Raw genomic sequence first — 12,119 nt, 5'->3', positions numbered from 1 at the left:
AGCAGTGTGAGCAGGGGACATTCCATCCAAAGAGGAGACCGACATGAAGATGCGTTACACCGCCCTGGCGTTTGCCGCCGCGGCCATGGCGATGGGGCAGGCCGCCTGGGCCGGTGAGGCCGAGGCCAAGAAGTGGATCGACAGCGAATTCCAGCCGTCCACGCTGAGCAAGGACCAGCAGATGGCCGAGATGAAGTGGTTCATCGACGCCGCCAAGAAGCTGCAGGCCAAGGGCGTGAAGGAAATCTCGGTGGTGTCCGAGACCATCACCACCCATGAATACGAATCCAAGACCCTGGCCAAGGCGTTTGCCGAGATCACGGGCATCACCGTCAAGCACGACCTGATCCAGGAAGGCGACGTGGTCGAGAAGCTGCAGACGTCCATGCAGTCGGGCAAGTCGATCTATGACGGCTGGATCAGCGACTCCGACCTGATCGGCACGCACTACCGCTACGGCAAGATGATGAACCTGACCGACTACATGGCCGGTGCGGGCAAGGAGTGGACCAACCCGGGCCTCGACCTCAAGGACTTCATCGGCACCAAGTTCACCACGGCGCCCGACGGCAAGCTCTACCAGCTGCCCGACCAGCAGTTCGCCAACCTGTACTGGTTCCGCGCCGACCTGTTCGAGCGCAAGGACATCAAGGACAAGTTCAAGGCCAAGTACGGCTACGACCTGGGCGTGCCGCTCAACTGGAGCGCGTACGAGGACATCGCCGAGTTCTTCACCAATGACGTGAAGCAGATCGACGGCAAGCCCATCTACGGCCACATGGACTACGGCAAGAAGGACCCGTCCCTGGGCTGGCGTTTCACCGACGCCTGGCTGTCCATGGCCGGTACCGCCGACATCGGCGCACCCAACGGCCTGCCGATCGATGAATGGGGCATCCGCGTGGCGGACGACAAGTGCACGCCTGTCGGCGCAGCCGTGTCCCGCGGGGGCGCGACCAACTCGCCTGCCGCCGTCTACGCACTGACCAAGTACGTGGACTGGATGAAGAAGTACGCGCCCAAGGAAGCCATGGGCATGACCTTCGGCGAGTCGGGCCCGGTGCCTGCGCAGGGCCAGATCGCCCAGCAGATCTTCTGGTACACCGCCTTCACGGCCGACATGGTCAAGCCCGGCCTGCCGGTGGTGAATGCCGACGGCACTCCCAAGTGGCGCATGGCGCCCGGCCCGAACGGCCCGTACTGGAAGCCCGGCATGCAGAACGGCTACCAGGACGTGGGTTCGTGGTCGTTCTTCAAGGGCCACGACGCCAACAAGACGGCGGCCGCCTGGCTGTATGCCCAGTTCGTGACGGCCAAGACCACCTCGCTCAAGAAGACGCTGGTGGGCCTGACCCCGATCCGCGAATCCGACATCCAGTCCAAGGCCATGACCGACGCGGCGCCCAAGCTGGGCGGCCTGGTGGAGTTCTACCGCAGCCCGGCCCGCGTGGCCTGGTCGCCCACCGGCACCAACGTGCCCGACTACCCCAAGCTGGCCCAGCTGTGGTGGAAGAACGTGGCACAGGCCGTCACGGGTGAGAAGACGCCCCAGGGCGCCATGGACACGCTGGCCGACGAGATGGACCAGGTGATGGCCCGCCTGGAGCGCGCCGGCATGGCCCATTGCGCGCCCAAGCTCAACCCCAAGGGCGACCCCAACAAGTGGCTGAGCGACAAACAGGCCCCCTGGAAGAAGCTGGCGAATGAAAAGCCCAAGGGCGAAACCATCGCCTACGACAAGCTGTTGCAAGCCTGGAAGGACGGCAAGACCCGCTGACCCCCGTGGGCGGCCGGTGCGCATTGAGCGCTCCGGCCGCTCTGATAAACCCCGCGCAGGCCCTGGCCCTTGATCTCAGGTGCCCGGGCCGCGCGTCTTTTGGTTGGACAATCAAGGGATAACCCTTAATCGTTCTGAACAGCCTGCTGTGCAGGCCCTGTCTTTCTCCATGCACACCGAAACCACCCCCTTGCCCACCCGCCGTGCCGATCTGCTTGCCCGCCTCGCGCAGCCGCATGCCTACGATTTGGCGGTGATCGGCGGCGGCGCCACGGGCCTGGGCGTCGCTCTGGATGCGGCAGCCCGGGGGTTCAGTGTCGTGCTGGTGGAATCCCACGACTTCGCCAAAGGCACCTCGTCCCGCGCGACCAAGCTGGTGCACGGCGGCGTCCGCTATCTGGCGCAGGGCAACATCGCCCTGGTGCGCGAGGCGCTGCACGAGCGCACCACGCTGCTGAACAATGCGCCCCACCTGGCGCAGCCGCTGCCCTTCGTGATGCCCTCCTACAAGTTCTGGGAAACGCCTTTCTACGGCGTGGGGCTGAAGATGTACGACGCCCTGGCCGGCAAGGCCGGCCTGGGTGCCACCGAATTCCTGGGCCGCTCCGAGGCTTTGCGCCATCTGCCCACGGCCCTGCCCGATGGCCTGAAGGGCGGCGTCAAGTACTGGGACGGCCAGTTCGACGATGCCCGGCTGGCCCTGGCGCTGGCCCGCACGGCCGCAGCGCATGGCGCGCTGCTGGTGAACTACTGCCCGGCCCGTGCGCTGCTCCATGCCGAAGGCCGTGTCGCCGGCCTGGTGTGCGAGGACGCCGAAACCGGTCAGCGCTACGAAGTGCGTGCGAAGTGTGTCGTCAACGCCACAGGTGTGTGGGTGGACGGCCTGCGGGCGCAGGACGGCGAAGCCACCGGGCACCCGGCCAAGCCCATGGTGGCGCCCAGCCAGGGTGTGCACATCGTGGTGGACCGTGAGTTCCTCCCCTCCGACCACGCCCTGATGGTGCCCAAGACGGCCGACGGCCGGGTGCTGTTTGCGGTGCCGTGGCTGGGCAAGCTCATCCTGGGCACCACGGACAGCCCGCGCCAGGATCTGGCCCGCGAACCCCTGGCGCTGCGTGAAGAGGTCGCTTTCATCCTGGGCGAATCCGCCCGCTACCTGCGGCGTGCACCCCAGGCGACGGACGTGCGCAGCATCTGGGTCGGTCTGCGCCCCCTGGTCAAGCCGCAGGACGAAGATGGCGGCAATACCAAGAGCATCAGCCGCGAACACACGGTGGCAGTGAGCCGCAGCGGTCTGGTGACAGTGACCGGCGGCAAGTGGACGACCTACCGCGCCATGGCCGAGGACGTGCTGCAGAAGTGCTTCGACGAGCGCATCCTGCCGTCACGCCCCGCGGGCGTCACGAACCAGCTGCCGGTGGTGGGCGCGCCCCGGGGCGGAGTCCAGCACCGCCTGAGCGACGCCCAGGGGTTGCATTCCTACGGGACCGAGGCCGACGCCGTTCAGTCCCTGCCCGGCGCCTCCACCGTGCTGGCGGACGGCCTGACGGAAGCCATGGTGCGCTTCGCCGCACGCCATGAGTACGCCCGGACCGTCGAGGATGTGCTGGCGCGCCGGGCCCGGGTGCTGTTCCTGGATGCCCGGTTGGCGGCCACGTTAGCGCCTGCCGTGGCGGCCATCCTGCGCGACGAACTCGGGCAAGACCCGCAGTTGGAGCCGTTCCTGACTCTGGCGCAACAGTACGCAGCCGTGCCTGCATAAAAGCCGCTTGACGCAAGCCTGCGGTTTTGCCACAATCGAGGGCTTCGCGTTCAAAGCGCGAGGTTTCTGCCCAGACGGAAGCGCTGCAAATGGTTTGCGGCGTGGACGACGGGCCCAAGACTGACTGGCTGATTTCGGCCCTTGAGAGGTTCTCTGGGGCTGTCGATCTTCTGGTGCAAGTTGGGAATATTGAAATGATCCAGACAGAATCTCGGTTAGACGTCGCCGACAACACCGGCGCGAAGTCCGTCCTGTGCATCAAGGTGCTGGGTGGTTCCAAGCGTCGTTATGCCAGCGTGGGCGACATCATCAAGGTGACCATCAAGGAAGCCGCTCCGCGTGGCCGCGTCAAAAAAGGCGAGGTCTACAGCGCTGTGGTGGTCCGCACCGCCAAGGGCATCCGTCGCGGCGACGGTTCGCTCGTCAAATTCGATGGCAACGCAGCTGTGTTGCTGAATGCAAAGCTGGAGCCCATCGGCACCCGCATCTTCGGCCCCGTGACGCGTGAACTGCGTACCGAGCGCTTCATGAAGATCGTGTCCCTGGCTCCTGAAGTTCTCTGAGGACGCGCCATGAACAAGATTCGCAAGGGCGACGAAGTGATCGTGCTCACCGGGCGCGACAAGGGCAAGCGCGGCACGGTGTCGCTGCGCAAGGATGACTCCTATCTGGTCATCGATGGCATCAACCTGGTCAAGAAGCACGTCAAGCCGAACCCCATGAAGGGTACGACCGGCGGCATCGTGGAAAAGGCAATGCCTATCCACCAGTCCAACGTGGCCATCTTCAATGCCGCATCGGGCAAGGCTGACCGCGTGGGTTTCAAGGTGCAGGCGGATGGTTCGCGCGTTCGCGTGTTCAAGTCCAGCGGCGCGGAAATCAAGGCGGCGTAAGGAGTCAACATGGCACGACTGCAACAACAGTACCGCGACAAGATCGCTCCCGAACTCACCAAGCAGTTCGGCTACACCTCGCCCATGGAGGTGCCCCGCCTGACCAAGATCACCCTGAACATGGGTGTGAGCGAAGCGGTTTCCGACAAGAAGGTGATGGACAACGCCGTCGCCGACCTGACCAAGATCGCTGGCCAGAAGCCCGTGGTGACGAAGGCCAAGAAGGCTATCGCCGGCTTCAAGATCCGCGAAGGCCAGGCCATCGGCTGCATGGTGACCCTGCGTGGCGTTCAGATGTATGAATTCCTGGACCGTTTCGTGACCGTGGCCCTGCCCCGCGTCCGTGACTTCCGTGGTATTTCCGGCCGCGCCTTCGATGGCCGTGGCAACTACAACATCGGCGTCAAAGAACAGATCATCTTCCCTGAGATCGAGTACGACAAGGTGGATGCCTTGCGCGGTCTCAACATTAGCATCACCACGACGGCCAAGACCGACGAAGAAGCCAAGGCGCTTCTCGCTGGTTTCCGTTTCCCCTTCAAGAACTAAAGGCAGCGTATGGCAAAAGTAGCTTTGATCCAGCGCGAACTGAAGCGCGAAAAACTGGCCGCCAAATACGCAGCCAAGTACGCCGAACTGAAGGCGATCGCTGGCGATGCCAAGCGTAGCGACGAAGAGCGTGACGCAGCCCGTCTGGGCCTGCAGAAGCTCCCCCGCAACGCCAACCCCACGCGTCAACGCAACCGTTGCGAAATCACCGGTCGTCCCCGCGGCACGTTCCGCCAGTTCGGTCTGGCCCGCGCGAAGATCCGTGAACTGGCTTTCGCCGGTGACATCCCCGGTGTCACCAAGGCCAGCTGGTAAGCAAGCAGGAGAGATACAACATGAGCATGAGTGATCCCATCGCTGACTTGCTGACCCGCATCCGTAACGCACAGATGGTCTCCAAGACCACCGTGGCCGTGCCTTCTTCCAAGGTGAAGATCGCCATCGCCCAGGTGCTGAAGGACGAAGGTTATATCGACGGCTTCGAAGTCAAGACCGAAGCTGGCAAGTCCGAACTCGAAATTTCGCTGAAGTACTACGCCGGCCGTCCGGTGATCGAGCGCATCGAGCGCGTAAGCCGTCCTGGCCTGCGTGTGTACAAGGGCCGCGATTCCATTCCGCAAGTCATGAACGGTCTGGGTGTGGCTATCGTCACGACGCCCAAGGGCGTGATGACCGATCGCAAGGCGCGTGCCACCGGTGTCGGCGGCGAAGTGCTTTGCTACGTCGCTTAACGTGGCATTGAGGAGAAACTGAAATGTCCCGTGTAGGTAAAGCGCCGGTGACCATCCCCGCAGGTGTGGATGTGTCCATCAAGGATGACCAAATCAGTGTGAAGGGTTCCGGCGGCACGCTGTCGCTGACCCCCAATCGCCTGGTGAAGCTGTCCAACAAGGAAGGCAAGCTCAGCTTTGAGCCTGTCAACGAGTCGCGTGAAGCAAATGCGATGAGCGGCACGTTCCGCCAGTTGGTGAACAACATGGTGGTGGGTGTGAGCAAGGGCTTCGAGAAGAAGCTGAGCCTGATCGGCGTGGGCTACAAGGCCCAGGCTTCCGGCGCCAAGCTCAACCTGAACGTTGGCTACTCGCACCCGGTGAACTTCGAGATGCCCGCTGGCATCACGGTGGCCACCCCGACGCCGACCGAAATCGTGATCAAGGGTGCCGACCGCCAACGCGTCGGCCAATTGGCCGCTGAGATCCGTGCCGTTCGTCCGCCTGAGCCCTACAAGGGCAAGGGCATCCGCTATGCGGACGAAAAAGTCACGATCAAAGAGACCAAGAAGAAGTAAGGAGCTGCAGCATGTTGACCAAGAAAGAGCAGCGTCTTCGTCGTGCACGTCAGACCCGTATCCGCATTGCCCAGCAAGGCGTGGCCCGTCTGACGGTGAACCGTACGAACCTCCATATCTACGCCAGTGTGATCTCCGGCGACGGCACCAAGGTGCTGGCCAGCGCATCCACGGCCGAAGCCGATGTCCGCAAGGAACTCGGCGGCTCGGGCAAGGGTGGCAATGCCGCCGCAGCCCAGGCCATCGGCAAGCGCATCGCGGAGAAGGCGAAGGCCGCTGGTGTCGAGAAGGTGGCGTTCGATCGCGCAGGTTTCGCCTACCACGGCCGCGTCAAGGCTTTGGCCGACGCAGCCCGTGAAGCCGGCCTGCAGTTCTAAGCGGAGCGAAATACAAAATGGCTAAATTCCAACCCAAAGTGCAGAGCGAAGGCCAAGACGACGGTCTGCGGGAAAAAATGATCGCGGTGAACCGCGTCACCAAAGTCGTGAAGGGCGGCCGTATTCTCGGTTTCGCTGCACTGACCGTGGTTGGCGACGGTGACGGCCGCGTGGGCATGGGCAAGGGCAAGTCGAAGGAAGTGCCTGCTGCCGTGCAAAAGGCGATGGAAGAAGCCCGTCGCAATCTGGTGAAGGTGTCGCTGAAGAACGGCACGATCCATCACCAGGTGACGGGCCACCATGGTGCCGCTCACGTGATGATGGCTCCGGCTCCCAAGGGTACCGGCATCATCGCAGGCGGCCCGATGCGCGCCGTGTTCGAAGTGCTGGGTATCACCGACATCGTGGCCAAGAGCCATGGTTCGTCCAACCCGTACAACATGGTCCGCGCCACCTTCGACGCGCTGGTGCACTCCACGACCCCTTCGGAAGTGGCAGCCAAGCGCGGCAAGTCGGTCGAAGACATCTTCGCCTGAACGGAGCTGAGCAAATGACTACGCAACAAACCGTCAAGATTCAACTGGTGCGCAGCCCGATCGGCACCAAGGAATCGCACCGCGCCACCGTTCGCGGTCTGGGCCTGCGCAAGCTGAACAGCATCAGCGAACTGCAGGACAGCCCCGAAGTGCGCGGCATGATTAACAAGATCAGCTATCTGGTCAAGGTCCTCTGAGAGGTTGATGATGGAACTCAATAGCATCAAGCCCGCAGCAGGAGCCAAGCATGCCAAGCGCCGTGTCGGCCGTGGCATCGGCTCTGGCCTGGGCAAGACCGCTGGCCGTGGGCACAAGGGTCAGAAGTCGCGTTCCGGTGGCTACCACAAGGTCGGCTTTGAAGGCGGTCAAATGCCTTTGCAGCGCCGTCTGCCCAAGCGTGGCTTCAAGTCGCACCTGCTGAAGTTCAATGCAGAGGTGACGCTGAGCACCCTGGAGCAGCTGGGCCTGGCTGAAGTCGACCTGCTGGCGCTGAAGACCGCCGGTGTGGTGGGCCAGCTGGCCAAGGTGGTCAAGGTCATCAACAGCGGCTCTCTGACGAAGGCTGTCAAGCTGACCGGCATCGGCGCCACTGCAGGTGCCAAGGCCGCGATCGAAGCTGCCGGTGGCAGCCTGGCCTGATTTGGTTCTGAAGGAACGCATCCGTGGCTACTAACGCAGCTCAAATTGCAAAGACCGGAAAGTTCGGCGACCTGCGTCGGCGGCTGGTTTTTCTGCTGCTCGCGTTGGTCGTGTACCGGATCGGGGCGCATATCCCCGTTCCGGGCATTGATCCGGCGCAGCTTCAGCAGCTGTTCAGTGGCCAGCAAGGCGGCATTCTGAATCTGTTCAATATGTTCTCGGGTGGAGCGCTGTCGCGCTTCACGGTGTTCGCACTGGGGATCATGCCGTACATCTCGGCGTCGATCATCATGCAGCTGATGACGTACGTCCTCCCGGCGTTTGAGCAGTTGAAGAAGGAAGGCGAAGCTGGCCGTCGCAAGATCACGCAGTACACGCGCTATGGGACGCTTGGTCTGGCGATCTTCCAGTCCCTCGGCATTGCCGTGGCGCTGGAAAGCTCTGCCGGTCTGGTGCTGAGCCCTGGCTTCGGCTTCCGCATGACGGCCGTCGTGAGCCTCACGGCTGGAACGATGTTCCTCATGTGGCTGGGCGAGCAGATCACCGAGCGCGGCCTGGGTAACGGTATCTCCATCCTGATCTTTGCTGGTATTGCTGCAGGGCTGCCCAGCTCGATCGGCGGTCTGCTGGAGTTGGTTCGCACGGGTGCGATGAGCATCCTGGCCGCCATCTTCATCGTGATCGTCGTGGGTCTGGTGACGTACTTCGTGGTGTTTGTCGAGCGCGGTCAACGGAAGATTCTGGTCAACTATGCGCGGCGCCAGGTGGGCAACAAGGTCTATGGCGGCCAGTCGTCGCATCTGCCCTTGAAGCTGAACATGGCTGGCGTGATCCCGCCGATCTTTGCCTCGTCGATCATCTTGCTGCCGGCGACGGTGGTGAACTGGTTCAGCGCGGGCGAGTCGATGCGCTGGCTGCGTGACATCTCGGCCGCTTTGACCCCTGGTCAGCCCGTGTACGTGATGTTTTACGCCGCGGCCATCGTGTTCTTCTGCTTCTTCTATACGGCGCTGGTGTTCAACAGCCGTGAAACGGCAGACAACCTGAAGAAGAGCGGTGCATTCATCCCCGGGATTCGTCCTGGTGACCAGACGGCCCGCTACATCGACAAGATCCTGGTGCGCCTGACCCTTGCCGGGGCCGTGTACATCACGTTCGTCTGTCTGCTGCCCGAGTTCCTGATCCTGAAGTACAACGTTCCGTTCTACTTCGGAGGGACTTCGCTGTTGATCATCGTTGTCGTCACCATGGACTTCATGGCCCAGGTGCAGAACTACATGATGTCGCAGCAGTACGAGTCCTTGCTCAAGAAGGCCAACTTCAAAGCAACACCCGGAACCTGAGGTTAGGAGTCAACCAGGCAACTGCGGTATCATCGCGGGTTCGCCTGGGGACTGAACGATTTTTGATGCCCATCGATCCATCGCGGGCACAAGTTTTGTGTTCCGCGCTGAGGCCGGAACGAGTGGACAAGTTTTAGGAGAATGAAATGAGAGTTTCGGCTTCGGTCAAGAAAATCTGCCGCAACTGCAAGATCATCCGCCGCAAGGGTGTGGTGCGCGTGATCTGCACGGATCTGCGTCACAAGCAGCGCCAGGGTTGATTGGAAAGTATTAGAGGACGCATATGGCACGTATCGCTGGTATCAACATTCCGCCGCACAAGCACGCGGAAATCGGTCTGACCGCCATTTTTGGCATCGGTCGCACCCGCGCTCGCAAGATCTGCGAAGCAACCGGTATCGAGTATTCCAAGAAGATCAAGGATCTGACGGACGCCGATCTGGAAAAAATTCGCGACCAAATCGCCCAGTTCACCATTGAAGGTGACCTGCGCCGCGAAACCACGATGAACATCAAGCGCTTGATGGACATCGGCTGCTACCGCGGTTTCCGTCACCGCCGTGGCCTGCCCATGCGTGGTCAGCGTACGCGTACCAACGCCCGCACCCGCAAGGGTCCGCGCAAGGGCGCAGCGGCACTGAAGAAGTAAAGAGATTGAGAGATCAACATGGCTAAATCTCCCGCCAATAACGCTGCTCAGCGTGTTCGCAAAAAGGTTCGTAAGAACGTGTCGGACGGCATCGCCCACGTGCATGCCTCCTTCAACAACACGATCATCACCATCACCGATCGCCAGGGCAATGCCCTGTCGTGGGCGTCGTCCGGCGGCCAGGGTTTCAAGGGCTCGCGCAAGTCGACCCCTTTCGCAGCCCAGGTGGCTTCGGAAGTGGCGGGGCGTGCTGCCATTGAACAAGGCATCAAGAACCTGGACGTCGAGATCAAGGGCCCCGGTCCCGGTCGTGAATCGTCTGTGCGCGCACTCGGTGCGCTGGGTATCCGCATCACGTCCATTTCCGATGTGACGCCGGTTCCCCATAACGGCTGCCGCCCTCAAAAGCGCCGCCGTATCTGATTCTCTTCATGAAGCCCACCGCCAGTGGCTGCCTTGCGCGCCGCTGGCTCCCGCAATTGCATTGCGGCAGATGACAATAAAAGGAAGCTCAAGTGGCACGTTACCTCGGCCCCAAGGCCAAACTCTCCCGCCGTGAAGGCACCGACCTGTTCCTGAAGAGCGCCCGCCGCTCCATCGCGGACAAGGCCAAGTTCGACTCCAAGCCCGGCCAACACGGCCGTACCTCTGGCCAACGCACCTCCGACTACGGTCTGCAGCTGCGCGAAAAGCAGAAGGTCAAGCGCATGTACGGCGTGCTGGAAAAGCAATTCCGCCGCTACTTCGAGGCAGCCGATCGCCGCAAGGGCAACACCGGCGCCAACCTGCTGTTCTTGCTGGAGTCCCGCCTGGATAACGTGGTGTACCGCATGGGCTTCGGCTCGACCCGCGCAGAAGCCCGCCAGCTGGTGTCGCACAAGGCGATCACCGTGAACGGTCAATCCGTGAACATCGCGTCCTACCTGGTCAAGACCGGTGACGTGGTGGCCGTGCGCGAAAAGTCCAAGAAGCAGGCCCGTGTGGTCGAAGCCCTGCAACTGGCACAGCAAGTGGGCATTCCCGCTTGGCTGGAAGTCAGTGTCGACAAGGCCGAAGGCATCTTCAAGAAGACGCCGGACCGTGACGAGTTCGGTGCCGACATCAACGAATCCCTGATCGTTGAGTTGTACTCGCGCTAATCGTCGCTGATCTATTTACGAGAAAACCGTACCTGAACCGCGAGGCATCGCGGTTTAGGCGCTTCACCAGCCTTACCGGTGTAACGAGCTGGGGGTATTGAGAGGAAGTCTGCATGCAAACCAATTTGCTGAAGCCCAAGGCAATCAATGTCGAGCAGCTTGGCCACAACCGCGCCAAGGTGGCATTGGAGCCATTCGAGCGGGGTTATGGTCACACGCTGGGGAACGCCATCCGTCGTGTGCTGCTCTCGTCTATGGTGGGTTACGCAGCAACGGAAGTCACGATCGCAGGCGTTCTGCACGAGTACTCGTCGATCGACGGTGTCCAGGAAGATGTGGTCAACATTCTTCTGAACCTGAAGGGCGTGGTGTTCAAGCTCCACAACCGTGACGAAGTCACGCTGAGCCTGCGCAAGGACGGCGAAGGCGTGGTAACGGCCCGCGACATCCAGACGCCTCACGACGTCGAGATCGTCAATCCTGACCATGTGATCGCCCATCTGTCTGCCGGCGGCAAGCTCGACATGCAGATCAAGGTGGAGAAGGGCCGTGGCTATGTGCCCGGAAACCTGCGCCGCTATGCTGACGAGTCGACCAAGTCGATCGGCCGCATTGTGCTGGACGCTTCGTTCTCGCCGGTCAAGCGTGTGAGCTACACGGTCGAAAGCGCCCGTGTGGAGCAGCGTACCGATCTGGACAAGCTGGTGGTCGAAATCGAAACCAACGGCGCCATTACGGCAGAAGACGCCGTGCGTGCATCCGCCAAGATCTTGGTGGAGCAGCTGGCTGTGTTCGCACAGCTCGAAGGCGGTGAACTGGCTGCTTTCGATGCGCCCGCCAGCGCCCGCGGCAACGCCACGTTCGATCCGATCCTGCTGCGTCCTGTGGACGAACTGGAACTCACCGTGCGTTCGGCCAACTGCCTCAAGGCAGAGAACATCTACTACATCGGCGACCTGATCCAGCGTACCGAGAACGAACTGCTCAAGACCCCGAACCTGGGTCGCAAGTCGCTCAACGAGATCAAGGAAGTGCTGGCTTCGCGCGGCTTGACGCTGGGCATGAAGCTCGAGAACTGGCCACCGGCTGGTCTGGACAAGCGCTGATCTATAATCCCGGGCTCCCCATTTCGGGGACCCAGTGCTGCGGGCAGTACCTGATACGGCT

General features: G+C 62.0%; 18 protein-coding genes. All 18 read left to right on the top strand.

Annotated elements, in window-relative coordinates; genetic code table 11:
* The first annotated feature begins 43 nt into the window (after positions 1-43).
* Positions 44-1,777 carry an ABC transporter substrate-binding protein gene (locus QE399_RS03995; RefSeq protein ID WP_309826376.1) on the top strand — a complete coding sequence of 578 codons (1,734 nt, stop codon included), beginning with the start codon at positions 44-46 and terminating at the stop codon, positions 1,775-1,777.
* A gap of 169 nt (positions 1,778-1,946) precedes the next feature.
* Positions 1,947-3,539, top strand: coding sequence for a glycerol-3-phosphate dehydrogenase/oxidase (locus QE399_RS03990; protein ID WP_309826375.1), 1,593 nt, complete (start codon positions 1,947-1,949; stop codon positions 3,537-3,539).
* A 194-nt stretch (positions 3,540-3,733) separates the two neighbouring features.
* Positions 3,734-4,102, top strand: coding sequence for a 50S ribosomal protein L14 (rplN, locus tag QE399_RS03985; RefSeq protein ID WP_309826374.1), 369 nt, complete (start codon positions 3,734-3,736; stop codon positions 4,100-4,102).
* Between the two features lie 9 nt (positions 4,103-4,111).
* Positions 4,112-4,432 (top strand): 50S ribosomal protein L24, encoded by a 321-nt coding sequence (gene rplX, locus QE399_RS03980; RefSeq protein WP_309826373.1) that lies wholly within the window; start codon positions 4,112-4,114, stop codon positions 4,430-4,432.
* A 9-nt stretch (positions 4,433-4,441) separates the two neighbouring features.
* Positions 4,442-4,981: a 50S ribosomal protein L5 gene (gene rplE / locus QE399_RS03975; protein WP_309826372.1), complete on the top strand. Its 540-nt coding sequence runs from the start codon at positions 4,442-4,444 to the stop codon at positions 4,979-4,981.
* A gap of 9 nt (positions 4,982-4,990) precedes the next feature.
* A complete protein-coding gene (gene rpsN, locus QE399_RS03970; protein WP_005793633.1) occupies positions 4,991-5,296 on the top strand; it encodes a 30S ribosomal protein S14 in 306 nt (101 codons plus the stop codon).
* Positions 5,297-5,316: 20 nt separating this feature from the next.
* The gene (gene rpsH / locus QE399_RS03965) at positions 5,317-5,712 is read left to right on the top strand and encodes a 30S ribosomal protein S8 (protein ID WP_309826371.1); all 396 of its coding nucleotides are present in this window, start codon (positions 5,317-5,319) and stop codon (positions 5,710-5,712) included.
* A 23-nt stretch (positions 5,713-5,735) separates the two neighbouring features.
* Positions 5,736-6,269 (top strand): 50S ribosomal protein L6, encoded by a 534-nt coding sequence (gene rplF, locus QE399_RS03960; protein ID WP_309826370.1) that lies wholly within the window; start codon positions 5,736-5,738, stop codon positions 6,267-6,269.
* Between the two features lie 11 nt (positions 6,270-6,280).
* On the top strand, positions 6,281-6,646 hold the full coding sequence (gene rplR / locus QE399_RS03955) for a 50S ribosomal protein L18 (protein WP_309826369.1): 366 nt from the start codon (positions 6,281-6,283) through the stop codon (positions 6,644-6,646).
* A gap of 17 nt (positions 6,647-6,663) precedes the next feature.
* Positions 6,664-7,182 (top strand): 30S ribosomal protein S5, encoded by a 519-nt coding sequence (gene rpsE / locus QE399_RS03950; protein ID WP_272549406.1) that lies wholly within the window; start codon positions 6,664-6,666, stop codon positions 7,180-7,182.
* A 14-nt stretch (positions 7,183-7,196) separates the two neighbouring features.
* Positions 7,197-7,379, top strand: coding sequence for a 50S ribosomal protein L30 (rpmD, locus tag QE399_RS03945; RefSeq protein ID WP_056670941.1), 183 nt, complete (start codon positions 7,197-7,199; stop codon positions 7,377-7,379).
* A 10-nt stretch (positions 7,380-7,389) separates the two neighbouring features.
* Positions 7,390-7,821 carry a 50S ribosomal protein L15 gene (rplO, locus tag QE399_RS03940; protein ID WP_309831922.1) on the top strand — a complete coding sequence of 144 codons (432 nt, stop codon included), beginning with the start codon at positions 7,390-7,392 and terminating at the stop codon, positions 7,819-7,821.
* Between the two features lie 23 nt (positions 7,822-7,844).
* The gene (gene secY, locus QE399_RS03935; RefSeq protein WP_309826364.1) at positions 7,845-9,164 is read left to right on the top strand and encodes a preprotein translocase subunit SecY; all 1,320 of its coding nucleotides are present in this window, start codon (positions 7,845-7,847) and stop codon (positions 9,162-9,164) included.
* 146 nt (positions 9,165-9,310) lie between these two features.
* The gene (gene rpmJ / locus QE399_RS03930) at positions 9,311-9,424 is read left to right on the top strand and encodes a 50S ribosomal protein L36 (RefSeq protein ID WP_005793651.1); all 114 of its coding nucleotides are present in this window, start codon (positions 9,311-9,313) and stop codon (positions 9,422-9,424) included.
* Positions 9,425-9,447: 23 nt separating this feature from the next.
* A complete protein-coding gene (gene rpsM, locus QE399_RS03925; protein ID WP_309826330.1) occupies positions 9,448-9,813 on the top strand; it encodes a 30S ribosomal protein S13 in 366 nt (121 codons plus the stop codon).
* A gap of 18 nt (positions 9,814-9,831) precedes the next feature.
* The gene (rpsK, locus tag QE399_RS03920) at positions 9,832-10,236 is read left to right on the top strand and encodes a 30S ribosomal protein S11 (protein ID WP_011793799.1); all 405 of its coding nucleotides are present in this window, start codon (positions 9,832-9,834) and stop codon (positions 10,234-10,236) included.
* 92 nt (positions 10,237-10,328) lie between these two features.
* Positions 10,329-10,952 carry a 30S ribosomal protein S4 gene (rpsD, locus tag QE399_RS03915; RefSeq protein WP_309826305.1) on the top strand — a complete coding sequence of 208 codons (624 nt, stop codon included), beginning with the start codon at positions 10,329-10,331 and terminating at the stop codon, positions 10,950-10,952.
* Positions 10,953-11,065: 113 nt separating this feature from the next.
* Positions 11,066-12,058 (top strand): DNA-directed RNA polymerase subunit alpha, encoded by a 993-nt coding sequence (locus QE399_RS03910; RefSeq protein WP_309826302.1) that lies wholly within the window; start codon positions 11,066-11,068, stop codon positions 12,056-12,058.
* Positions 12,059-12,119 lie beyond the last annotated feature (61 nt).

The sequence above is a fragment of the Paracidovorax wautersii genome, from assembly GCF_031453675.1.
Classification (GTDB): domain Bacteria; phylum Pseudomonadota; class Gammaproteobacteria; order Burkholderiales; family Burkholderiaceae_C; genus Paracidovorax.
This window is presented reverse-complemented; position numbering and strand designations above follow the sequence as displayed.